Origin of the sequence: Pseudomonas sp. PICF6 (genome assembly GCF_009831705.1) — a bacterium.
Classification (GTDB): Bacteria; Pseudomonadota; Gammaproteobacteria; order Pseudomonadales; family Pseudomonadaceae; genus Aquipseudomonas; species Aquipseudomonas rhizophila.
Genome location: NZ_WUUD01000002.1, coordinates 31,323 through 50,964, shown reverse-complemented (window position 1 = coordinate 50,964; position 19,642 = coordinate 31,323). Strand labels below are relative to the sequence as shown.

Sequence of the window (19,642 nt, the reverse complement as noted above, 5' to 3'; positions counted from 1 at the left end):
CGACGGTTCTTCCTTGGGCGGTTCCGGTTTTTTCTCCACGGGCTTGGGTTTGGGCTTGGGCGGTTTAGGCTTGGGCTTGACCGGCTTGGGCACCGAAATCTCCGGTTTCTCGGCTTCGGCGATTTTAGGCAGCGGCAGTTCTTCGACCGGCTCCGGAGGCTGCGGTGGCGTGACGACTTTAGGCGGTGCGGGCGGTGGTGGGGCCGGAACCGGCGCCAGCTCGACCATCATTGCCTGGGGCGGCAATTCAATGGGCGGGTTTGACGTCCAGTTCAGGGCCAGGGCAATGGCGAGCGCATGCACGCCCAGCACCACGGCCAGGCTACCGCTGTAACGCGTCAGCTTTTGGCGCGTCGTGATCATTTCTTGGGCGCCGTCTCAAGTCCGACCAGGCCGACCTTCAGGTATCCGGCGGCGCGCAGGGCGTCCATCACGCTCATCAAGTCGCCGTAATCCACGCCTTTATCCGCCTGGAAGAAGATCGTCGTGTCCTTTTTGCCTTGGGTCTTGGCGTCGAGGGTCGCGCCGAGGCTATCGGCCTTGACCTCGTCTTCGCCCAGGAACAGGCGTTGGTCAGCCTTGACGCTGAGGAATACCGGTTTTTCCGGCCGCGGCGAAGGCTTGGCCGTCGAAGCCGGAAGGTCGACCTTGATGTCCACGGTGGCGAGCGGAGCGGCCACCATGAAGATGATCAACAGCACCAGCATCACGTCGATGAACGGCGTGACGTTGATTTCGTGGTTCTCGGCCAGATCGTCGTCTGCGCCTTCTTTCAAATGCAGGCCCATGGCCGATTACCCCACTTTCACCATGTGCGGTTGCGAGCCACGCTCGGGTGGCAGGTGGTCGAGGTCGCGGCTGACCAGCAACAGGACTTCGGCCGAAGCGTCCGAGACCTGGGCCTTGTAACCGGCAATGGAGCGGGCGAACACGTTGTAGATGACCACCGCCGGGATCGCTGCGACCAGACCCAGAGCTGTCGCGAGCAGGGCTTCGGCGATGCCGGGCGCCACGACAGCGAGGTTGGTGGTCTGGGTCTTGGCGATGCCGATGAAGCTGTTCATGATGCCCCACACGGTGCCGAACAGGCCGACGAACGGCGCGGTGGAACCGATGGTGGCGAGCACGCCGGTGCCGCTGCTCATGTTGCGACCGCAGGCTGCGACCAGGCGCTCGAGGCGGAAACTCACGCGCTCCTTGATGCCTTCCTTCTCACGACTGTTGGCCGACAGGCGCATCTCTTCGAGGGCGTCGTGAACCAGCAGATTGGCCAGGGTGCCCTCTTTGGCCGCAGAGGCGCTGGCCTCTTTGAGGGTGGTGGCTTTTTTCAGGTTGGCGATTTCACCGCGCAAGCGGCGCTTGGCGCCCATCAGCTCGAAGCCCTTGGCGATCCAGATGGTCCAGGTGATGATCGAGGCGATGGCCAGGCCGATCATGACGATTTTCACGATAATGTCGGCGTTCTGGTACATGCCCCATGGCGACAGATCGTGGGCCATGCCCAAGGTATTGTCGGCTTCGAGCATTTGAGGTGCGTCTGCGGCGTCGGCTTCGACGGCCTGGGCCGGCTCGCTGGCCTGAGGAGCCGCTACAGGCTCGGCTGCATCGACCGGCGCCTGGCTGGCGGCGGGTGCGGTGGCCGGGGTCGTGGCTGGCGCTTGGGCATCGGCGAACGCGGCGGCGGGTGCTAGCAGCAGGCTGAGCAGCAGGGCTGCCATGGCACTCCAGGCGCGAGGTCGGTTGGTTGGCGAAGCGGAGGGGAGATAGCGTGTCATGCTGGCCGGACCTGAGAGAAAAAGAAGGTTGATGTTCTTCCAGGCCTCGTGGGCCGAGAACAAAACTGGCTCGCATTATTGCAAGTAATTCTTGTTAACAAAAGTAATACAGTATCTTTTTTTCCTGCATTGCTAGCCGCTCGTCCCCTCTGGCAGCTAGTCTGCGGCTTTACGAGAGGAGATTTTGATGTCCGCGCCTTCTGTTTTGATCGCCGGCTGCGGTGATATCGGTGGCCGCCTGGCGAGTCAGTTGCGGGCCGAGCAGTGGCAGGTCTACGGCTTGCGCCGTACGGTTTCGCAGCTGCCGGCCGGGGTTGTCGGGGTAGCGGGAGACTTGTTCAACGAGCAATGTCCCGCTGATTGGCCCACCGGTCCACTGGATTACGTGGTGTACAGCGTCGCCGCCACCGAGCATGACGAGGCGGGTTACCGCGCGGCTTATGTCCAAGGTTTACAGCATGTGTTGAGCTGGCTGAAGCAGCATGGACAGCAGCCAAAACGACTGCTTTTTGTCTCCAGCAGCAGCGTCTACGGACAGAAGGGTGGCGAGTGGGTCGATGAAAGCTCGCCCACCGTGGCCGGTGGCTATTCCGGCCGGCTGATGCTCGAAGCTGAACAGGTGGCGCTCGACAGCGGCATCCCGGCCAGCCGCGTGCGTCTGACCGGTATCTATGGTCCGGGCCGTGAATGGTTGCTGAGCCAGGTGCGCCAGGGCTATAGCGTGGTGGAAGATCCGCCCCTCTACGCCAACCGCATCCATGCCGACGACGCGGCGGGCCTGCTGGCCTTCCTGCTGGAAGCCGACCGCCAGGGCAAGCCCCTGGAAGACTGCTACATCGGCGTCGACGACACTCCCGCCGCGCTGGCCGAAGTGGTGGGTTGGCTGCGTGATTACATGGGCGTCACCCAATGGGCCGAAAACGCCAGCGTCCGCCGCGCCGGCAGCAAGCGCTGCAGCAATGCACGGGCGAAGGCCCTGGGCTGGACACCGAGGTATCCGAGTTTTCGTGAGGGGTATGCGGCTATTCTGGAGGGGCGCTGCTGATACGGCCTCAACGAGACCTTCAGGCATAGGTTCACTCGTTGTTGTGAGCCCTATTGCTGTGGCAAGCGGCGGATCCATGGCGCCCATCGAATGCATGGGTGCCACAGATCACCTCTCGAACTCCAGACCACGCCTGTACTCAGGTCGTGATCGTTCATCGGTTAGATCTGGTTACCTCGCAGTTGAGAGCTCAGGTTGCTCGATTGTCGGTAATACCAGGAGATCGGCAATGTCTGAATGGGCCTTGGCATCAGGGTGTACTGCCCCCAGGAACCAATCATCGAGTAATTCGCCGTTTGAGTTGAAGCGGGCCATGGTCATGAAGGCGTCGTTTCCAGTCCTGATGCTACGGGTTCGAGTGCTGCTATAGGGTTCCCATTGTGCAAAGGTTGAAATCGGCTCCATTGATGCGTGGTTTGTCTTGAGTTCTCCGCCCTTGGTCCAGGCAAAGCGATCCGATTCCGAGCAAGCTGCGCCCGCATCACACTCGGGAGATACTGCGCATAATGAACGTCCCTGAAACACGCGCTGAGCATCGATGAGGTTCCATCTTCTGTGAATCTCATCCCTGGCGGCTTCTTGGTTGTTGCGAAAATGGTCGATGAATTGCCGTTCGATCTTCTCTCCATTCTTTTCGTTAATCAGAAACATGAATCTTTTGCCACGATTCACGCCCAGGGTCTGAACGACTAACTCAGTCATTGCGACGTTGCCCTGGTTCAGTCGGTTTTTGCAGTACGCTTGGAACGGTGTCTGAATAGGGTTGGGATAGAGCAGCGCCTGCACCCTGTCGGACCGGATATGCAGGAAGTGGGTAAGTGCGTAATCCAGGTCGGCATACAGTTTTTTGAGATTGGGTTTGGCCGCATCGGTGGCTTTTTCCGGATGGATTACGCCAAGAAACAGCCTGAGGCCGTTTAGGCCCGTCATGTGAACACCGTCTTGCAAACCGCCGAGTCCGGCGAGGAACACGTTAGTCGAATCAGACCACGAGCTCTTGTATATCCCGCTTGGCACCAAGCCCCATTTCACTACACCGGAAAAACCAAAGTCATTACCTCCAAAAGAAAGAAGAACCTCGTCGACGGGTTGCATCTGTTTCTTGCAGGCATCGTACTTTATAGCGCCGAAATATTTTCGGCTCCCAAGCATTGTCTTTTCCGGCCGGAAAGAATGCGGACGTGCAGGGTAGGGGGCTTCCGGGCATAGAAGGTGTATTGCAGCATTCAGCTGTGATTTATTTAGTAGCTCACGTCTGACGATATCTTCCTGCAATGGCTCCCCCGCATTTTTTGGTGTCAGCTCAAGAAAGTTGCCGCCGTCGCGAGTCGACCAGCGTCTTACACGATTAGAAACGTCGTTCGCCGGAGGTGACATCTGCGCTCGAAAAAAACCATCGTAAATCTCGGCGCCAGAACAACTGAACGATGCAAACCTCACCACCAGATGAGGGTCGGAAATCGCCAGTTTGAGGGCGTACATTGATTGCCAGGAAAGCAGTGAGCGATGGCAGGTGGTGTCCCACCAATCGGCACCTTGCGAGAATCGGCCTCCAGCCTTGTTCTTGGCGCTCAGTACTCGGCTTCCTTTGATCAGGTCCTCGGTCGACTTTCCCGTTCCAATGGCTGCTCTATCGGGATTTCCTTCTCCGCTTGCGAAAGAGTCTCCGAATGCAAGGATGGTATGGGTCTTGATGAAGACGTTCGCAGAGGCCTTTTCACCCTCCGTAGGTTCCACGCTAAGCGTCGTGCTCACGCGCTCCGGAATGGAAATCTTGAGGGGTTCAGTACAGGGCACAGGTTTACCGTATTGCTTTTCATCTCGGAACCAGAGGCAGTCAGTCCCCTCGGGCACGCCGCTAACCTGAGCGACAATCGTGTGATCGCGGGCAAATAGGGCTTTTTTGTCGTAGAGCCCGGTTGCAGGATTCCATAGCGTTTGCGACGTCTTGGGCAGGAGCTCTCTCAGGCTTGCCGCGTTCTGTGTGGCCAGGAAATCGCTTGCTGAAAGTCCGGGCTTCCAACTGTCTTTTATCTTCTTTATTGCTTCCGTACCGCGAAAGAGTGGAAAGCCATTTTCAACTGACCAGGTAATCTCTGTCCCCATTGCTGGAAGCACAACTAGAAGTCCCAGTCCCACCAAAAATGCTCGCATCACGAATCCCTCCGTTGTCGCAATTCGGTTACTGCAAGAGCCAGGGTTTATTTTTCGATTTTGTAGCGAACCTTTTGGGTCAGAATTTCGCCCGCGACCTTGTACGTTGCGATCATGTCGTAGGTTCCGACGGTGCGTGCTGAGGAAATGACGTTGAAACAGGTGTTGTTGGGTGTGGTTTTGGCGGTGTTCTTGGTGATGGAAGAGGATGGCAATTGCTGGGGCACGTTTTTCGCGTCCATGCGGTAGAAACCAGCCTCTATATCAGTCAGATTGGTTGAGTGATACAGGCAATATTCACCGTCGTTTGTGGTGGGGGCGAAATCGCCGTTGGCCGTCAATGGGGAGATGAAAGCAACACCAGAGCTGCTCAACCGTTCGGCCTCCCGAGCTTCCTCCAATGCTTGCCTGGCGGCTTGATAATCCTGGTTGAAGGCGATGGGGCCACCGCGGACCTTGATCATCTTGTGAATGGAGGTTTCTGCCTGGGTCAACAATTTGCGTTTTTGCCAGAGCGTGGGGTCACCCCCCCTGACGATAGACAGAGCGAGCCAGGTTTTGTCGGTGAAGGGCTCAGGATCGGGCCGAGGGGTAGAATCAGAGGTACCTGACGCGTTCGCTGGTGGTTTCTTGGAAAGCCTGTGATTGACGTAATCCAGTTCACTGCTGCTGACGTTTTTCAGAGACGGACCATCGGGCGTATCTGCCCAGCCACGGCGTACGGCGGTGGGCACCAGCATGGCGATATCGCCGATCCAGGCGAAAGGGTTCCAGGAGCGGCCTTGATTTGTCATCTGCATAAAGCAATTGGCCGAAACACAATGCTCTTTATTGATCAGGACATAATCGCCCACATTCAAGGGAATAAATGAGCCGTTGTAATTCATGTTCGCCAACTGACCCGCATTGCCAGTGAAATTCATGTCGATTTCCATGACAACGTCATCTTTATTCAAGCTCAGCAGACTCTTGGCAATCTCCTTGGCGAAAGCTTGTTCCGACATGGTGACTGGGTTGGCCAGAGAAATGGTCTGGGTGACCGACTGAATGAAATCCAGAAATGCCGCAGAGTTCTGGTTTTCACCCTGGTCATACTCAATCACGGTAAGCCTCATGTTGAGGTGGTCGGCATCGAGTGTTTTTGGACCGTAGAGCAGCTTATTGAGGAACGGTGTGTTGGCTTTGTCGGATACCCCGAAATAGGGGCCCAGCACACGGGTGACTGTATCTGACTCGGTGCCGGCATTGGTTTCAGTAAACTCAGCCACCACCACGACCTCGTTAACACCGCCAATATCTTTTAAATATTTGAAGTACCCATCGCTGAGATAGATCGCAAACACATCGGCGTTGCTTTTATCTACACCAGCCTTACGGATGGTCAAATGGGGATCGATTGCGTTTGTGAACAGTGTTGGATTGAACACCACCGCATTGGCGGCGGGTTGCGCTGGAGGGCTGGTTGCATCCGATTTGCGATAGATCTGCGTCGTTCCTGTTGGGACCGAGATACAGCTACTCAGTAGTAAACAGGTCGCCAGCAGAGGAATGATGCAGCCATCGCCCGTAGAAACAAAACGCCTCATACCCCTTCCTCCTTGAATCATCTGCATGGCATCAAAATAGTGGCCATTTGCGTCTTCAGCCAGTGTAGAACGGGCTTGTAAAAGTACAAGCGAGCTGCACCACGTTGAAAACCAGGCATGCCTGCTAACGATGATCACCTTCTGACGTTTGTTGAGCCGCTGTGTGCATCACCGCTTGCATGGTCGTGTCGTAGCCTTTGACCCGGCGCAGCTTGGTTCGCCCATCTTCTCGACCACCAGGGTCTCTATGCGTTGAATAGCGTGCTGCTCTTGAGCCGGATCGGTGGCCTACAGTGCTTCGAGCGTGCGAAGCCCTTCAGGAGGATTCATCGCGGAATACAGGTGTTCACGGCGTGCACTTCCTCTCCTGACTGCCACGCCTCCACCAAGCCACGTCGCCTTGCGCCTTTGCCTACAACTACGCCAGAATCCGCCGGCTTGTGCGCCTTGTCCCCGGGTCCTATTGTCTTCCTGCCACTGCTCATCAGTGGTCGGGTTTAGTAGCCCGGTAATCGCAACGGTTGCATGAGTCTCATCAGTCAGGCATCGCCTGTACTCGATGGTGGCTGTGCGCATGGCGCCCTCGGGCGCGCCGGATTTCCGTTGCCTTACCGGTCTACTAACTTGCGCACAGCTGCCTCCTTTCGTTTAGTAGCGAGACGGTCGCGGCCTACTAACTAAGGGAACGTAAAAATGTTCAAAATTACTCCAAATCCTCCTGAAGCCGACTCCAATTCCCCCTACGCTACGGGCATCAACGCCAAGAAGCTCGACGAAGCCGCCACCCGTGCGCTGGATTATTATCTGCGTCCGAAACCGACAAAGCAGGACGAACCCCACCCGGGCCAGATCTTCACCGTTGTCAAAGACCTCGACGACGAATGCCTACTCGCCAACCTCACCGAGACTCTGGCGTCGGCGGACGCCATGGTCAGTGATCTCGCTTTCGAGCTGGAAGGGTCCAGGCGTCATGTTTTGCTGGGTATTCAGCAATTGATCGAGCTGAGTACTTTGTTGGCGAATCGGGTGTTGGATAACGTTGAGGTGCGGCAGGCGTAAGTGACGGCCAATAAAAATCCGATGCGTTGCATCGGGTTTTTAAGATTTGCCATGTAAGCAGCTTTCGCAAAGCTGCGATCGGGTCGAGTGTGTCTTTGGCGACGATTAGGGCTAGCTTTAGCTTCTACAGAAAGAGGTTGGCGAGGCCGTGGCGGGTAGGTATCAACCGAACTAGGCGCCGTTCGACCGATTCTGATCGAAATGGTCAGTCGGCAAAAGGCTGCTTTCGGCCCAGAGTGTGTAAAAACGCTTCGCCAAAATTGAGTTGTGCGCGTCTACGTTAAATCTGAAATTTATCGGCACATCAGCAGATGTGGATTTCGCGTAGAAGCACGATTTCCAGTCCAGCTTTGAGTACCTGACGCGTTCAAAAACGTTTTTACACACCCTCGGCCGATAGCGTCTCGCTGGCATTGATTAGCCAGCCTTGCTCGCGATGTGATGGTGCTTCACCACACCATCGCGAGCAGGGGGTATCAGTCTGAATGACTCAGTCCCGACTTACTGCTTCTCCAACACCCACTGCCGGTCACCCGGCGTGAACGAAGGCATTTCATCCGCCAGTGCCGCATTCACGGTCTGGAAAATTTCCAGCTTCTTGCCGTCGCGGGAGAAGATCCAGGTGTTGCCCTGGCCGTTCTGCTGCAGCCAGATGTTGTCGTTGCCGCCGCTCATGGATGCGCAGTCGCCGGCCAGGCATAGGGCGTAGCGATCGGCGCCCGGCAGGCCGGTGACCTGGCCGTCGGGTTGGAACTGCACGCTGGCGCCCTGGCCAGGGCCGTTGACGATGTTCCAGGTGCCGCCCAGATAAGCGGTATACAGCGCCCGTTCGAAACTGGCGCCCAGCGGCGCACCCTCGGGCACCTGGACCTGGGCGCGCTCGAACACTTGCTGCGGCTCGTTCTCGGTGGCGGATTGGTTCAACTGGTCGCCGTCGCGTTGCAGTTCGCTGGCGGAGCTGCCGTAGAAATCGACTTTCCACGCACCGTCTTCTTCGCCCAGCAGCTTGCCTTCGACATTCTCGAAACCGTTGGTGTAACGCGCCTGGCCGGCTCGGGTGTTGACGTCCCATTCCAGGTTCGGGCCATAGGCCTGCAGCGCCTCGCGCAGCGGGCCGCCCTTGGCGGCGGCGTCGATTGCCGCCTGGTTGATCCAGGTGCCGCTGATATCACGGTCGGCAGGGTCGCTGGCGCAGCCGCCCAACAGCAGGGCAGCCAGCGAAAGAGCAAGCGCTTTGCGCATGGTGGAATCCTTAAACGAAAACGGCGCAGCCGGGGGGAGGCTGCGCCGGGCTTGTTACTCGATGACCAGGATGGCGTCCATCTCAACCTGCGAACCCTTCGGCAGGGCTGCTACGCCGATGGCGGCGCGGGCAGGGTAAGGCTGGTCGAAGTACTTGCCCATGATCTCGTTGACCTTGGCGAAGTGGCTCAGGTCGGTGAGGAAGATATTGAGCTTGACGATGTCCTTGAACGAACCGCCGGCAGCTTCGGCCACGGCCTTGAGGTTCTCGAACACCTGCACGGTCTGGGCTTCGAAGCCTTCTACCAGTTCCATGGTTTTCGGGTCCAGCGGGATCTGGCCCGACATGTACACGGTGTTGCCCGCCTTGATTGCCTGGGAATACGTACCGATGGCGGCCGGGGCTTTGTCGCTGGTGATAACGGTCTTGGTCATTTATGACTCCTTGTAATGGATGGGGAGCTATGCACGCATACGAGTGATACGGATGACGCCAGTCAGGGCGCGCAGCTTCTTGATCACGCGGGCCAGGTGCACGCGGTCGTGCACGCTGACCACCAGTTGGACGACGCTGATGCGGCCATCGCGCTCGTCCATGCTGATTTTTTCGATATTGCCGTCGGCGGCGTTGACGCTGCTGGCCAGCAAGGCGATCAGGCCACGCTGGTGCTCCAGTTCGACCCGCAGCTCGACATTGAATTCGCCGGTGACATCCTTGGCCCAGGAGAGCTGGATGCATTTTTCCGGGTTGTGGCGGATTTCGCTGATGTTGCGGCAGTTATCCAGGTGCACCACCATCCCTTTGCCTGCGGACAGATGGCCGACAATCGGATCGCCAGGAATCGGCGTGCAGCACTTGGCATAGCTGAGCACCAGGCCTTCGGTACCACGAATGGCCAGGGGACCTTCGGGGCTAGGCAGCTGTTCGCCTTCGCCGAGCAGGCGGCGGGCGACGACGTAGGCCATGCGATTGCCCAGGCCGATGTCTTCCAGCAGGTCTTCGATCAGTTCCAGGCGGTACTCGCTGAGCATGATCTGCACGCGTTCAGCCGGGATCTTGTCCAGGGAGCTGTCGAAACCGTTGAGGACTTTGTTGAGCAAGCGTTCGCCCAGGCTGATGGATTCAGAGCGGCGTTGTAGCTTCAAGGCATGGCGGATGTGTGTGCGGGCTTTGCCGGTGACCACGAAATTGAGCCATGCCGGATTTGGCCGCGCGCCGGCGGCGCTGACGATTTCCACCGTGGAGCCGCTTTGCAGCGGTTCGGACAACGGTGCCAGGCGGCGGTTGATCCGGCACGCGATGCAGCTGTTGCCGACGTCGGTGTGTACTGCATAGGCAAAGTCCACCGCCGTGGAGCCTTTGGGCAGCTCCATGATCCGGCCTTTGGGCGTGAAAACGTAGACCTCGTCCGGAAACAGGTCGATCTTCACGCTTTCGATGAATTCCAGGGAGTTGCCGGCCCGCTGCTGCATTTCCAGCACGCCTTTGACCCACTGGCGGGCCCGGGCGTGGGTGCTCTTGGGTTGTTCGTCGCCGCTGGACTTGTACAGCCAGTGCGCAGCGATGCCATTGTTGGCCATCTCTTCCATTTCACGGGTGCGGATCTGGATTTCGATCGGTACGCCGTGCATGCCGAAGAGCGTGGTGTGCAGCGACTGGTAGCCGTTGGCCTTGGGAATGGCGATGTAGTCCTTGAAGCGCCCAGGCAATGGCTTGTACAAATTATGTACAGCGCCCAGTACGCGGTAGCAGGTATCGACCTTGTCGACGATGATCCGGAACGCGTAGACGTCCATGATCTCATTGAAGGCCCGACGCTTGCCGCGCATCTTCTTGTAGATGCCGTAGAGGTGTTTCTGTCGGCCGCTGACCTCGCCTTCGATGCCGTCGATGGTCAGGCAGTGGCTCAAGGATTCTTCGATCTTGTTGACGATTTCCTTGCGGTTGCCCCGGGCGCGCTTGACGGCCTGGTTGATCCGCGCCGAACGCATCGGGTGCATGGCCTTGAAACCGAGGTCTTCGAACTCGATGCGGATCGCGTGCATGCCCAGGCGATTGGCGATGGGCGCATAGATTTCCAGGGTTTCCTTGGCGATTCGCCGGCGTTTTTCACCGGACAACACTTCCAGTGTTCGCATGTTGTGCAGGCGGTCGGCGAGCTTGACCAGGATCACGCGAATGTCGCGCGCCATGGCCATGGCCATTTTCTGGAAGTTTTCGGCCTGGGCCTCGGCCTTGGTCTCGAAGTTCATCTGGGTCAGTTTGCTGACCCCGTCGACCAGTTCGGCCACGGTTTCGCCGAACTGCGCCTGCAGCGCTTCCTTGGCGATGCCGGTGTCTTCGATCACGTCATGCAGCATCGCCGCCATCAGGCTCTGATGGTCCATGTGCATGTCGGCAAGAATGTTCGCCACCGCAAGCGGGTGCGTGACGTACGCCTCGCCGCTGCGGCGGCGCTGGCCGTCGTGGGCTTGTTCGGCGTAGAAATAGGCTCGGCGGACCAGGTTGACCTGGTCCGTGCCGAGGTAGGCCGATAAGCGATCGGCGAGGGCGTCTATGCTCGGCATGATAATGACTCCTGCCGTTTGCTGTGACCCCGCGCCGTGCTACGTCGACCAGGCATAGGCTTAGACCGCCTCGTTGGACTCGTCCTCGAACGCTGCGAACAGCGGTTCGTCTTCAACGATTTCAGCGTTGGCGATGAACTCGTAGCTCATCAGGCCTTCGGCGATTTCACGCAGCGCTACCACGGTAGGCTTGTCGTTTTCCCACTGGACCAACGGCTCTTTGCCACCGGTGGCCAGTTGACGGGCACGCTTGGTAGAGAGCATGACCAGCTCAAAGCGGTTTTCCACGTGTTCTAGGCAGTCTTCAACGGTTACGCGGGCCATGGTATTCCTCGGAGCGAATGCAATATGCGCGCTGCCCGGTTGGGCGAGCGGACTCAACAGTTTAAAAAAACGCCAGCGTTTAGGGAAGCGCTGATTTTTTGACCAGCCCCTCGACCCGCTACAAGCTCCAATGTAAAGCCGTCGCAGCGGTTTTGGGAAGGGCTGTTCAGCCCAGCAGTTCGGCCAATAATTTACCGAAACGTTGCTGCTGGCGTTTCTGCTGCAGCTGGCTGGCGCGGAAAATCGCCTTCAGATCGTCTAGCGCATGGGCGAAATCGTCGTTGATGATCAGGTAATCGTAGTCGACGTAGTGGCTCATTTCGCTGACCGCTTCGCGCATCCGGCCTTCGATGATGTCGTCGCTGTCCTGGCCGCGATTGGTCAGGCGCTGGCGCAAGGCCTGCTGGCTCGGTGGCAGGATAAAGATCGAACGGGCCTGGGGCATCAGCTTGCGGACCTGCTCGGCACCCTGCCAGTCGATTTCCAGGATCAGGTCGTGGCCTTCGTCCAGGGTTTGCTGCAGATAGCTTTGCGAGGTGCCATAGAGGTTGCCGAAGACTTCGGCGCGCTCGAGGAAGTCCCCGTGCTCGGCCATTTTCACGAACTGTTCGCGGTCGACGAAGTGATAGTTCACCCCGTCCACTTCGCCCGGGCGCATGGCGCGGGTGGTGTGCGAGACCGAGACGCGGATCTGCGGCTCGGCGTCGATCAGCGCCTTGACCAGGCTGGTCTTGCCGGCGCCAGAGGGCGCGGAAATGATGTAGAGAGTGCCGGTGCTGTGGGTCATGTCGGGTTAGCCTTACTCAATGTTCTGCACTTGTTCGCGCATTTGCTCGATCAACACCTTGAGGTTGACCGCAGCCTGGGTGCTGCGCGGGTCGAAGGCTTTGGAGCCCAGTGTGTTGGCTTCGCGGTTGAGTTCCTGCATCAGGAAGTCCAGGCGGCGACCGGCCGCACCACCGGATTTGAGTACCCGGCGAACTTCAATGATGTGGGTGCTCAGGCGATCCAGTTCTTCGGCCACGTCGCTTTTTTGCGCGAGCATGACCATTTCCTGTTCCAGGCGCTGCGGGTCCAGCTCGGCCTTCATGTCGACGAAGCGGTCGAGCACTTTCTGACGTTGGGTGGCGAGCATTTGCGGGACCAGTTCGCGCAGGGTGACGACGTCTTCCTCTATGGAAGTCAGGCGCTCGTCGATCAACCGGGCCAGTTCCGCGCCTTCGCGCTCGCGGCCGGCCTTGAGTTCTTTCAGGCCTTGATTGAACAACGCCAGCGCTTCGGCATTCAGGGCCTGCGGGTCGCTCGCATCACCAACCAGCACGCCGGGCCAGGCCAGGACTTCCAGCGGGTTCAGAGGCGCGGGGTGCTTGATCAGGCTGGCGACGGTTTCGGCGGCAGCCACCAGTTGCGCGGCGCGCTCGCGGTCCACCTGCAAGGCCTTGCCGGTGCTTTCTTCGGTGAAGCGCAGGGTGCATTCCAGCTTGCCCCGGGACAGGCCCTGGCGCAGGGCTTCACGCACGCTGCCTTCAAGGTCGCGAAAGGATTCGGGCAGGCGCAGGTGCGGCTCCAGGTAGCGGCTGTTGACCGAGCGCAGTTCCCAGCTCAGCGTGCCTTGGATGCCGGCTTTCTCGACGCGGGCGAAGGCGGTCATGCTGTGCACCATGGAGATTCCTCGCAATGCAGGCGGACGCAACGGTTAGTCGTAGCGCCTGGTATCTGTGGATAAAAGCCGAAGGGCAGCAAAGGCGCAGGATTGTAGCGCAGTGAGGTGCATGCCCCCAAACCGTGCATGTGACAAAGCGCTGCGGCTCGTCGGTCAGAGGTCAAAGGGGCTTGGCTCGTTGCAGCGGTTTTTTGGAACCGCGCGACGTTTAAACTGCCCTATGGCGGCCCACGGCTCTATAATGCTCGGCAGTTTTCCGTCCTCTGTACAGGTGTTCCCTATGAAACGTCCAAGTGGTCGCGCTGCCGATCAGCTTCGCTCGATCCGCATTACCCGCAACTACACCAAACACGCCGAGGGATCTGTACTGGTCGAATTCGGTGATACCAAAGTCATCTGCACCGTCAGCGTCGAAAACGGTGTGCCACGGTTCCTCAAGGGCCAGGGTCAAGGCTGGCTGACCGCCGAATACGGCATGCTGCCGCGCTCCACCGGTGAGCGCAACCAGCGCGAGGCCAGCCGCGGCAAGCAGGGCGGACGTACCCTGGAAATCCAGCGTCTGATCGGCCGTTCGCTGCGCGCCGCGCTGGACATGTCCAAGCTCGGTGACGTGACGTTGTATGTCGATTGCGACGTGATCCAGGCTGACGGCGGCACTCGCACCGCGTCCATCACCGGCGCCATGGTCGCACTGGCCGATGCCTTGAAAGTGATCAAGAAGCGTGGCGGCCTCAAGGGCGGCGATCCGCTCAAGCAGATGATCGCTGCGGTCTCCGTGGGCATGTACCAGGGCGAGCCGGTGCTGGACCTGGACTACCTGGAAGACTCCGCCGCCGAGACCGACCTGAACGTGGTCATGACCAGCGCCGGCGGCTTCATCGAAATCCAGGGCACCGCCGAAGGCGCGCCGTTCCAGCCGGAAGAATTGAGCGCTATGCTGGAATTGGCAAAGAAAGGCATGAACGAGATTTTCGAACTGCAAAAAGCCGCACTGGCTGACTGATCGTTTCGCGCTTCAGACAAGGAGAACGTCATGAGTGATGAGCAAACCCTACTGCCCCAGCCCAGCAAGGAGGCGCGCCAATGGGCGATGTTCTGTCACTTGTCCGCCTTGTTGGGCATCTGGATTCCGTTCGGTACGCTGATCGGTCCGTTGGTGCTCTGGCAGCTCAAGCGCGAGACTGACCCGTTCATCGATGCACAAGGCAAGGAAGCGCTGAACTTCCAGATCACTGTGGCAATTGCCTCGGCGATCAGCCTGCTCCTGATGATCGTGGTGATCGGCTTCTTCCTGTTCGGGCTGGTGGCTATCGGTGCGCTGGTGCTGACCATCATCGGTGGGGTGAAGGCCAATGAAGGGCAGCCGTATCGGTATCCGTTTACCTGGCGGCTGGTCAAATAACGATCAACGAGTAACCACTTGTGGGAGCGAGCCTGCTCGCGATAGCGGTTCATCATTCAACACAAATGTTGGCTGACCCACCGCCATCGCGAGCAGGCTCGCTCCCACAGTAGAAAGGGTTGCTCACAAAAAAACCGACATGGCTGTCGGTTTTTTTGTGGCTGCGAAACGACACTCAGATCGTCAGCGTCCAGTCGTAATCCACGATCAGTGGCGCATGCTGCGAGAAGCGTGGCTGGCGCGGCAGGCGAGCGCTGCGCACGAAGCGGCGCAGACCAGGCGTCAGCAACTGGTAGTCGAAACGCCAGCCGAGGTTGAGCATCTCGGCCTGTTCGTTGTCTGGCCACCAGCTGTATTGGTCGCCTTCACGGCTGACTTCCCGCAGGGCGTCAACATAGCCCATGTTGCCGACAATCTCGTCCATCCAGGCCCGTTCCGGCGCCAGGAAACCCGGGGATTGCTGGCTGTCGCGCCAGTTCTTGATATCCAGCTTCTGTTGCGCCACGTACAGCGAGCCACAATAGATGTACTCGCGACGTTTGCGCCGCTGTTTATCCAGATAACGGGCGAAGTCGTCCATCAACTTGAATTTCTGATTCAAATCTTCATCGCCGTTCTGCCCCGAAGGGAGCAGTAAGGTCGCGATGCTGACCTTGTCGAAATCGGCCTGCAGGTAGCGCCCGTAGCGGTCCGCCGTCTCGAAACCGAGACCGTTGATGACAGCCTTCGGTTGCAGCCGCGAGTACAAAGCCACGCCACCCTGGGCGGGGACTTCGGCATCGCAGGCATAAAGGAAGTAACCATCCAGTTGGAAGGCTGCATCGTCCAGTTCAAAGGCGGAGGCGCGGGTGTCCTGCAGGCAGATGACGTCGGCATTCTGTGCTTGCAGCCAACTGAGCAACCCTCGCTCCACTGCAGCCTGAATACCATTGACGTTCACACTGATGATCCGCATAAATGGCCCCAAAAATCACGTGCGTGTATGATACACGGCGTGTACCTATTTAGCTAAATCCGTGGTATTTGGGGCTTTTTTCATGCAGGCGTATCAGCGCGATTTCATTCGTTTTGCCATCGATCGCGGCGTTTTGCGCTTCGGTGAGTTCACCCTCAAGTCCGGCCGCACGAGCCCGTACTTCTTCAATGCCGGCCTGTTCAACACCGGTGCCGCCCTGGCGCAACTGGGCCGTTTCTATGCGGCGGCCATTGTCGAGAGCGGCATTCCGTTCGACGTGCTGTTCGGCCCGGCCTACAAAGGCATTCCTCTGGCCGCCACCACTGCGGTCGCCCTGGCCGAACACCACGGCCGCGACCTGCCCTGGTGCTTCAACCGCAAGGAAGCCAAGGCTCATGGTGAAGGGGGCAGCCTGGTGGGCGCGCCGCTGACCGGTGAAGTGCTGATCATCGACGACGTGATCACCGCCGGCACCGCCATTCGTGAAGTGATGCAGATCATCGGTTCCCAGGAAGGCGCCAAGGCCGCCGGTGTGCTGATCGCCCTGAATCGCCAAGAGCGCGGCAACGGTGAGTTGTCGGCGATCCAGGAAGTGGAGCGTGACTTCAACATTCCGGTGGTCAGCATCGTGTCGCTGACCCAGGTGCTGGAGTTTTTGGCCGACGACCCGCAGCTCAAGCAGCATTTGCCGGCGGTTGAGGCTTATCGGGCGCAGTTCGGCGTTTAAAGATTTGCACATTCCCTGGTGGGAGCGAGCCTGCTCGCGATAGCCATTCAACATTCATGTTGGCTGAATCACCGCTATCGCGAGCAAGCTCGCTCCTACAGTGCGTAAAAAAAGACCCCGCTCAGTCTGGCTGAGCGGGGTCTTTTTATGGGTGTCGCTTACGGACGCTTGCGATTGCTGATCAACGTGCCCACGCCGGTATCGGTGAAGATCTCCAGCAGGATCGCATTCGGTACCCGGCCGTCGATGATCAAGGAGCTGCCAACGCCGCCCTGGACCGCTTCCAGTGCGCAGCGGATCTTCGGCAGCATGCCGCCGTAGATGGTGCCGTCGGCGATCAGTTCATCGACCTGTTGAGTCGACAATCCGGTCAGGACCTTGCCGGTCTTGTCCATCAGGCCGGCGATGTTGGTCAGCAGCATCAGCTTTTCCGCTTTCAGTGCTTCGGCAACCTTGCCTGCCACCAGGTCGGCGTTGATGTTGTAGGACTCACCGTTGGCGCCGACGCCGATGGGCGCGATTACCGGGATGAAGTCGCCCTTGACCAGCAGGTTCAGCAAGTCGGTGTTGATGCCGACCACTTCGCCCACATGGCCGATGTCGATGATTTCCGGCTGGGTCATCTCCGGCGTCTGGCGGGTGACGGTGAGTTTCTTCGCCCGGATCAGCTCGGCGTCTTTACCTGTCAGGCCGATGGCGCTGCCGCCATGCCGGTTGATCAGGTTGACGATGTCCTTGTTGACCTGGCCGCCGAGGACCATCTCCACCACATCCATGGTCTGCGCGTCGGTGACGCGCATGCCGTCGATGAAGTGGCTCTCGATCGACAGGCGCTTGAGCAGGTCGCCGATCTGTGGGCCACCACCGTGAACGACCACCGGGTTGATGCCCACAGCCTTCATCAGCACGATGTCGCGAGCGAAGCCGGTTTTCAGCTCCTCGCTTTCCATCGCGTTGCCGCCGTATTTGATCACCAGGGTCTTGCCGACATAGCGTCGGATATAAGGCAACGCTTCGGACAGGACCTTGGCGGTATTGGCGGCGGCTTCGCGTTCGAGGGTCATTCAGGGCTCCGGTGGTGCTTCAAAAATCAGAACGGTAGTTGAAGATCAGGTGCAACACGTTTGAGTTGGGTGTGGAACACATCCTTGATGCGCTGCAGTTCGGCTTCGTTGTCGGCTTCGAAACGCAGCACCAGCACCGGCGTGGTGTTGGATGCGCGAACCAGGCCCCAGCCTTGGGGATAGTCGACCCGCACACCATCGATGGTGGTCAGTTCGGCCCCTTCGCCCCATTGAGCGTCGTGCAGTGCATCAATGATGCTGAATTTGCTCTCTTCGGTCACATGGATATTGATTTCCGGCGTAGAAATATCGTTCGGGAAGGTCGCGAAGAGCTCTTCGGCCGTGGATTTCTCTTTGCTGAGGATCTCCAGCAGGCGTGCGGCGCTGTAGATGCCGTCGTCGAAACCGAACCAGCGCTCCTTGAAGAAGATGTGGCCGCTCATTTCGCCGGCCAGCAGGGCGCCACTCTCTTTCATTTTCTTCTTGATCAACGAGTGGCCGGTTTTCCACATCAGTGGGCGACCGCCGTATTCCTTGATCAGCGGCACCAGGCGGCGGGTGCATTTAACGTCGAAAATGATTTCGGCGTTCGGATTGCGCGCCACCACGTCACGGGCGAACAGCATCAGCAAGCGGTCCGGGAACACGACGCTGCCGGTGTTGGTGACCACGCCCACGCGGTCGCCGTCGCCGTCGAAGGCCAGGCCCAGGTCGGCGTTGGTTTCCTCGACCTTGGCGATCAGGTCTTGCAGGTTTTCCAGCTTGCCCGGGTCCGGGTGATGGTTGGGGAAGTTGCCGTCCACTTCGCAGAACAGCGGGATGACTTCGCAGTTCAGGGCTTCAATCAGTTGTGGGGCGATCACGCCAGCGGCGCCGTTGCCGCAATCGACCACCACTTTCAGGCGGCGGGCGAGCTTCACATCTTTGACGATTTCATCGTTGTAGCGCTCCAGGATGTCCACCTTGGTGACGCTGCCCTGGCCGCTGCTCAGGTCATTGGTCTTGAGGCGGGTGTGCAAGGCCTGGATCTGCTCGTTGGCGAGGGTGTCGCCGGCGATGACGATCTTGAAGCCGTTGTAGTTCGACGGGTTGTGGCTGCCAGTGAGCATCACGCCGGATTTACCGGCCAGCACGTTGGCGGCGTAGTACAGCGCTGGCGTCGGCACCAGGCCCACGTCGCTGACATGGCAACCACTGTCGGCAACCCCTTTGATCAATTGTTCAACCAGCTCGGGGCCGGACAAGCGACCATCGCGACCGACGCACACGTTCGGTTCACCCTGGGCCAGGCTCTGGGAGCCGATGGCGCGGCCGATCCAATAGGCGGTTTCGGCGGTGAGGGTCTCCGGTACCACGCCACGGATGTCGTAGGCGCGGAAGATGCTGTCAGGAAAAATTGGGGCGATTGCGGCTGGGGTGTTCATGGGCGGGGCGCTCTATCAGGAAGATGACTGGACAGGCCGACGGTTCGCGTCGGCAGGCTCAAACTGAAGGGTATGACGGCGTTTTTGGCAGAGAGTTCGTGGTGGGAAAGTGCCATGAGACAGCGTTACCTCGCCTCTATCGCCTAATACATTGATTCCAAGTGGGAAACCTTGTAGCCAGCCTGTGGGCATTTTTCGTCCTGAAACAGAAGCTTAATAAAGGGGCCGGGCAAGGCGCCCGGCCTGAAACAGCTGGATCAGTGGCTGCCGGAATGCCCGAAGCCACCAGCGCCGCGCTGGCTCTCGTCGAATTCATCCACCAGTTCGAAGTGCGCCTGGACCACCGGTACCAGCACCAGTTGGGCGATGCGCTCGCCCACGGCGATGTTGAATGCCGTTTGACCACGGTTCCAGCACGACACCATCAGTTCGCCTTGGTAATCGGAGTCGATCAGGCCCACCAGGTTGCCCAGTACGATGCCATGCTTATGGCCCAGGCCCGAGCGCGGCAGGATCAACGCAGCCAGGCCTGGGTCGCCGATGTACACCGACAGGCCGGTTGGGATCAGCAGGGTCTGGCCGGGCTCCAGGACGGTGTCCTGCTTGAGCATGGCCCGCAGGTCGAGGCCGGCGGAACCCGGTGTGGCGTAATGC

Annotated in this window: 18 protein-coding genes and 2 pseudogenes; 5 read left to right on the top strand and 15 right to left on the bottom strand. The window is 59.0% G+C overall.

The window, feature by feature from the left end; all coding sequences use genetic code 11:
- From GSM73_RS26635 to exbB, 3 genes and pseudogenes are all read right to left on the bottom strand, one after another.
- Positions 1 to 363: pseudogene (locus GSM73_RS26635) on the bottom strand (energy transducer TonB); the annotation flags it as partial.
- Complete coding sequence (gene exbD, locus GSM73_RS01350) at positions 360 to 788, bottom strand: TonB system transport protein ExbD (protein ID WP_047226179.1); 429 nt, start codon at positions 786 to 788, stop codon at positions 360 to 362. The pseudogene GSM73_RS26635 and the gene exbD, both read right to left, overlap by 4 nt.
- 6 nt (positions 789 to 794) lie before the next feature.
- A complete protein-coding gene (gene exbB, locus GSM73_RS01345) occupies positions 795 to 1,775 on the bottom strand; it encodes a tonB-system energizer ExbB (RefSeq protein ID WP_047226197.1) in 981 nt (326 codons plus the stop codon).
- A gap of 187 nt (positions 1,776 to 1,962) precedes the next feature.
- On the opposite strand from exbB, the gene GSM73_RS01340 reads away from it, so the two are divergent.
- Positions 1,963 to 2,820 (top strand): SDR family oxidoreductase, encoded by an 858-nt coding sequence (locus tag GSM73_RS01340; RefSeq protein WP_076383094.1) that lies wholly within the window; start codon positions 1,963 to 1,965, stop codon positions 2,818 to 2,820.
- A 171-nt stretch (positions 2,821 to 2,991) separates the two neighbouring features.
- Here the strand turns inward: GSM73_RS01340 and GSM73_RS01335 are convergent, their stop codons facing one another.
- Together GSM73_RS01335 and GSM73_RS01330 are read right to left on the bottom strand one after the other, a co-directional pair.
- Positions 2,992 to 4,977: a hypothetical protein gene (locus tag GSM73_RS01335; protein ID WP_160891377.1), complete on the bottom strand. Its 1,986-nt coding sequence runs from the start codon at positions 4,975 to 4,977 to the stop codon at positions 2,992 to 2,994.
- Between the two features lie 44 nt (positions 4,978 to 5,021).
- Positions 5,022 to 6,560 (bottom strand): hypothetical protein, encoded by a 1,539-nt coding sequence (locus tag GSM73_RS01330; protein ID WP_160891376.1) that lies wholly within the window; start codon positions 6,558 to 6,560, stop codon positions 5,022 to 5,024.
- Positions 6,561 to 7,253: 693 nt separating this feature from the next.
- Between GSM73_RS01330 and GSM73_RS01325 the strand changes: the two genes are divergently transcribed.
- Complete coding sequence (locus GSM73_RS01325; protein WP_160891375.1) at positions 7,254 to 7,619, top strand: DUF6124 family protein; 366 nt, start codon at positions 7,254 to 7,256, stop codon at positions 7,617 to 7,619.
- Positions 7,620 to 8,120: 501 nt separating this feature from the next.
- On the opposite strand, the gene GSM73_RS01320 is transcribed toward GSM73_RS01325, so the two are convergent.
- The 6 genes from GSM73_RS01320 to GSM73_RS01295 form a co-directional block, all read right to left on the bottom strand.
- A complete protein-coding gene (locus tag GSM73_RS01320) occupies positions 8,121 to 8,861 on the bottom strand; it encodes a hypothetical protein (protein WP_047226173.1) in 741 nt (246 codons plus the stop codon).
- Positions 8,862 to 8,915: 54 nt separating this feature from the next.
- Positions 8,916 to 9,296 carry a RidA family protein gene (locus GSM73_RS01315; RefSeq protein WP_003229509.1) on the bottom strand — a complete coding sequence of 127 codons (381 nt, stop codon included), beginning with the start codon at positions 9,294 to 9,296 and terminating at the stop codon, positions 8,916 to 8,918.
- 27 nt (positions 9,297 to 9,323) lie between these two features.
- Entirely contained in the window at positions 9,324 to 11,429 is a 2,106-nt protein-coding gene (gene spoT / locus GSM73_RS01310; protein ID WP_047226172.1) for a bifunctional GTP diphosphokinase/guanosine-3',5'-bis pyrophosphate 3'-pyrophosphohydrolase, read from the bottom strand.
- A gap of 60 nt (positions 11,430 to 11,489) precedes the next feature.
- A complete protein-coding gene (gene rpoZ / locus GSM73_RS01305; RefSeq protein WP_003177259.1) occupies positions 11,490 to 11,753 on the bottom strand; it encodes a DNA-directed RNA polymerase subunit omega in 264 nt (87 codons plus the stop codon).
- A gap of 166 nt (positions 11,754 to 11,919) precedes the next feature.
- Positions 11,920 to 12,540, bottom strand: coding sequence for a guanylate kinase (gmk, locus tag GSM73_RS01300; protein WP_047226171.1), 621 nt, complete (start codon positions 12,538 to 12,540; stop codon positions 11,920 to 11,922).
- Positions 12,541 to 12,552: 12 nt separating this feature from the next.
- Complete coding sequence (locus tag GSM73_RS01295; protein WP_047226170.1) at positions 12,553 to 13,416, bottom strand: YicC/YloC family endoribonuclease; 864 nt, start codon at positions 13,414 to 13,416, stop codon at positions 12,553 to 12,555.
- A 280-nt stretch (positions 13,417 to 13,696) separates the two neighbouring features.
- On the opposite strand from GSM73_RS01295, the gene rph reads away from it, so the two are divergent.
- Together rph and GSM73_RS01285 are read left to right on the top strand one after the other, a co-directional pair.
- Positions 13,697 to 14,419 carry a ribonuclease PH gene (gene rph, locus GSM73_RS01290; RefSeq protein ID WP_047226169.1) on the top strand — a complete coding sequence of 241 codons (723 nt, stop codon included), beginning with the start codon at positions 13,697 to 13,699 and terminating at the stop codon, positions 14,417 to 14,419.
- Between the two features lie 30 nt (positions 14,420 to 14,449).
- Positions 14,450 to 14,818: a DUF4870 domain-containing protein gene (locus tag GSM73_RS01285; RefSeq protein ID WP_047226168.1), complete on the top strand. Its 369-nt coding sequence runs from the start codon at positions 14,450 to 14,452 to the stop codon at positions 14,816 to 14,818.
- A gap of 175 nt (positions 14,819 to 14,993) precedes the next feature.
- Here the strand turns inward: GSM73_RS01285 and GSM73_RS01280 are convergent, their stop codons facing one another.
- Positions 14,994 to 15,773: an exodeoxyribonuclease III gene (locus GSM73_RS01280; RefSeq protein ID WP_003177265.1), complete on the bottom strand. Its 780-nt coding sequence runs from the start codon at positions 15,771 to 15,773 to the stop codon at positions 14,994 to 14,996.
- 82 nt (positions 15,774 to 15,855) lie between these two features.
- Here GSM73_RS01280 and pyrE point away from each other — a divergent pair, with 82 nt between their 5' ends.
- Positions 15,856 to 16,500 carry an orotate phosphoribosyltransferase gene (pyrE, locus tag GSM73_RS01275; RefSeq protein ID WP_047226167.1) on the top strand — a complete coding sequence of 215 codons (645 nt, stop codon included), beginning with the start codon at positions 15,856 to 15,858 and terminating at the stop codon, positions 16,498 to 16,500.
- A gap of 158 nt (positions 16,501 to 16,658) precedes the next feature.
- On the opposite strand, the gene argB is transcribed toward pyrE, so the two are convergent.
- The 3 genes and pseudogenes from argB to dut form a co-directional block, all read right to left on the bottom strand.
- Positions 16,659 to 17,564 (bottom strand): acetylglutamate kinase, encoded by a 906-nt coding sequence (gene argB / locus GSM73_RS01270; RefSeq protein ID WP_047226166.1) that lies wholly within the window; start codon positions 17,562 to 17,564, stop codon positions 16,659 to 16,661.
- Positions 17,565 to 17,590: 26 nt separating this feature from the next.
- Positions 17,591 to 18,994 (bottom strand): annotated as a pseudogene (locus GSM73_RS01265) (phosphomannomutase/phosphoglucomutase); the annotation flags it as partial.
- Between the two features lie 251 nt (positions 18,995 to 19,245).
- A partial coding sequence (gene dut / locus GSM73_RS01260) for a dUTP diphosphatase (RefSeq protein ID WP_160891501.1) occupies positions 19,246 to 19,642 on the bottom strand: 397 nt, incomplete at its 5' end.

What these genes read in the sequence shown, in the direction of transcription:
- exbD (WP_047226179.1), bottom strand. Translation starts at nt 788, where the DNA reads ATGGGCCTGCATTTGAAAGAAGGCGCAGACGACGATCTGGCCGAGAAC.
- exbB (WP_047226197.1), bottom strand. Translation starts at nt 1,775, where the DNA reads ATGACACGCTATCTCCCCTCCGCTTCGCCAACCAACCGACCTCGCGCC.
- GSM73_RS01340 (WP_076383094.1), top strand. Translation starts at nt 1,963, where the DNA reads ATGTCCGCGCCTTCTGTTTTGATCGCCGGCTGCGGTGATATCGGTGGC.
- GSM73_RS01330 (WP_160891376.1), bottom strand. Translation starts at nt 6,560, where the DNA reads ATGAGGCGTTTTGTTTCTACGGGCGATGGCTGCATCATTCCTCTGCTG.
- GSM73_RS01325 (WP_160891375.1), top strand. Translation starts at nt 7,254, where the DNA reads ATGTTCAAAATTACTCCAAATCCTCCTGAAGCCGACTCCAATTCCCCC.
- GSM73_RS01320 (WP_047226173.1), bottom strand. Translation starts at nt 8,861, where the DNA reads ATGCGCAAAGCGCTTGCTCTTTCGCTGGCTGCCCTGCTGTTGGGCGGC.
- GSM73_RS01315 (WP_003229509.1), bottom strand. Translation starts at nt 9,296, where the DNA reads ATGACCAAGACCGTTATCACCAGCGACAAAGCCCCGGCCGCCATCGGT.
- spoT (WP_047226172.1), bottom strand. Translation starts at nt 11,429, where the DNA reads ATGCCGAGCATAGACGCCCTCGCCGATCGCTTATCGGCCTACCTCGGC.
- rpoZ (WP_003177259.1), bottom strand. Translation starts at nt 11,753, where the DNA reads ATGGCCCGCGTAACCGTTGAAGACTGCCTAGAACACGTGGAAAACCGC.
- gmk (WP_047226171.1), bottom strand. Translation starts at nt 12,540, where the DNA reads ATGACCCACAGCACCGGCACTCTCTACATCATTTCCGCGCCCTCTGGC.
- GSM73_RS01295 (WP_047226170.1), bottom strand. Translation starts at nt 13,416, where the DNA reads ATGGTGCACAGCATGACCGCCTTCGCCCGCGTCGAGAAAGCCGGCATC.
- rph (WP_047226169.1), top strand. Translation starts at nt 13,697, where the DNA reads ATGAAACGTCCAAGTGGTCGCGCTGCCGATCAGCTTCGCTCGATCCGC.
- GSM73_RS01285 (WP_047226168.1), top strand. Translation starts at nt 14,450, where the DNA reads ATGAGTGATGAGCAAACCCTACTGCCCCAGCCCAGCAAGGAGGCGCGC.
- GSM73_RS01280 (WP_003177265.1), bottom strand. Translation starts at nt 15,773, where the DNA reads ATGCGGATCATCAGTGTGAACGTCAATGGTATTCAGGCTGCAGTGGAG.
- pyrE (WP_047226167.1), top strand. Translation starts at nt 15,856, where the DNA reads ATGCAGGCGTATCAGCGCGATTTCATTCGTTTTGCCATCGATCGCGGC.
- argB (WP_047226166.1), bottom strand. Translation starts at nt 17,564, where the DNA reads ATGACCCTCGAACGCGAAGCCGCCGCCAATACCGCCAAGGTCCTGTCC.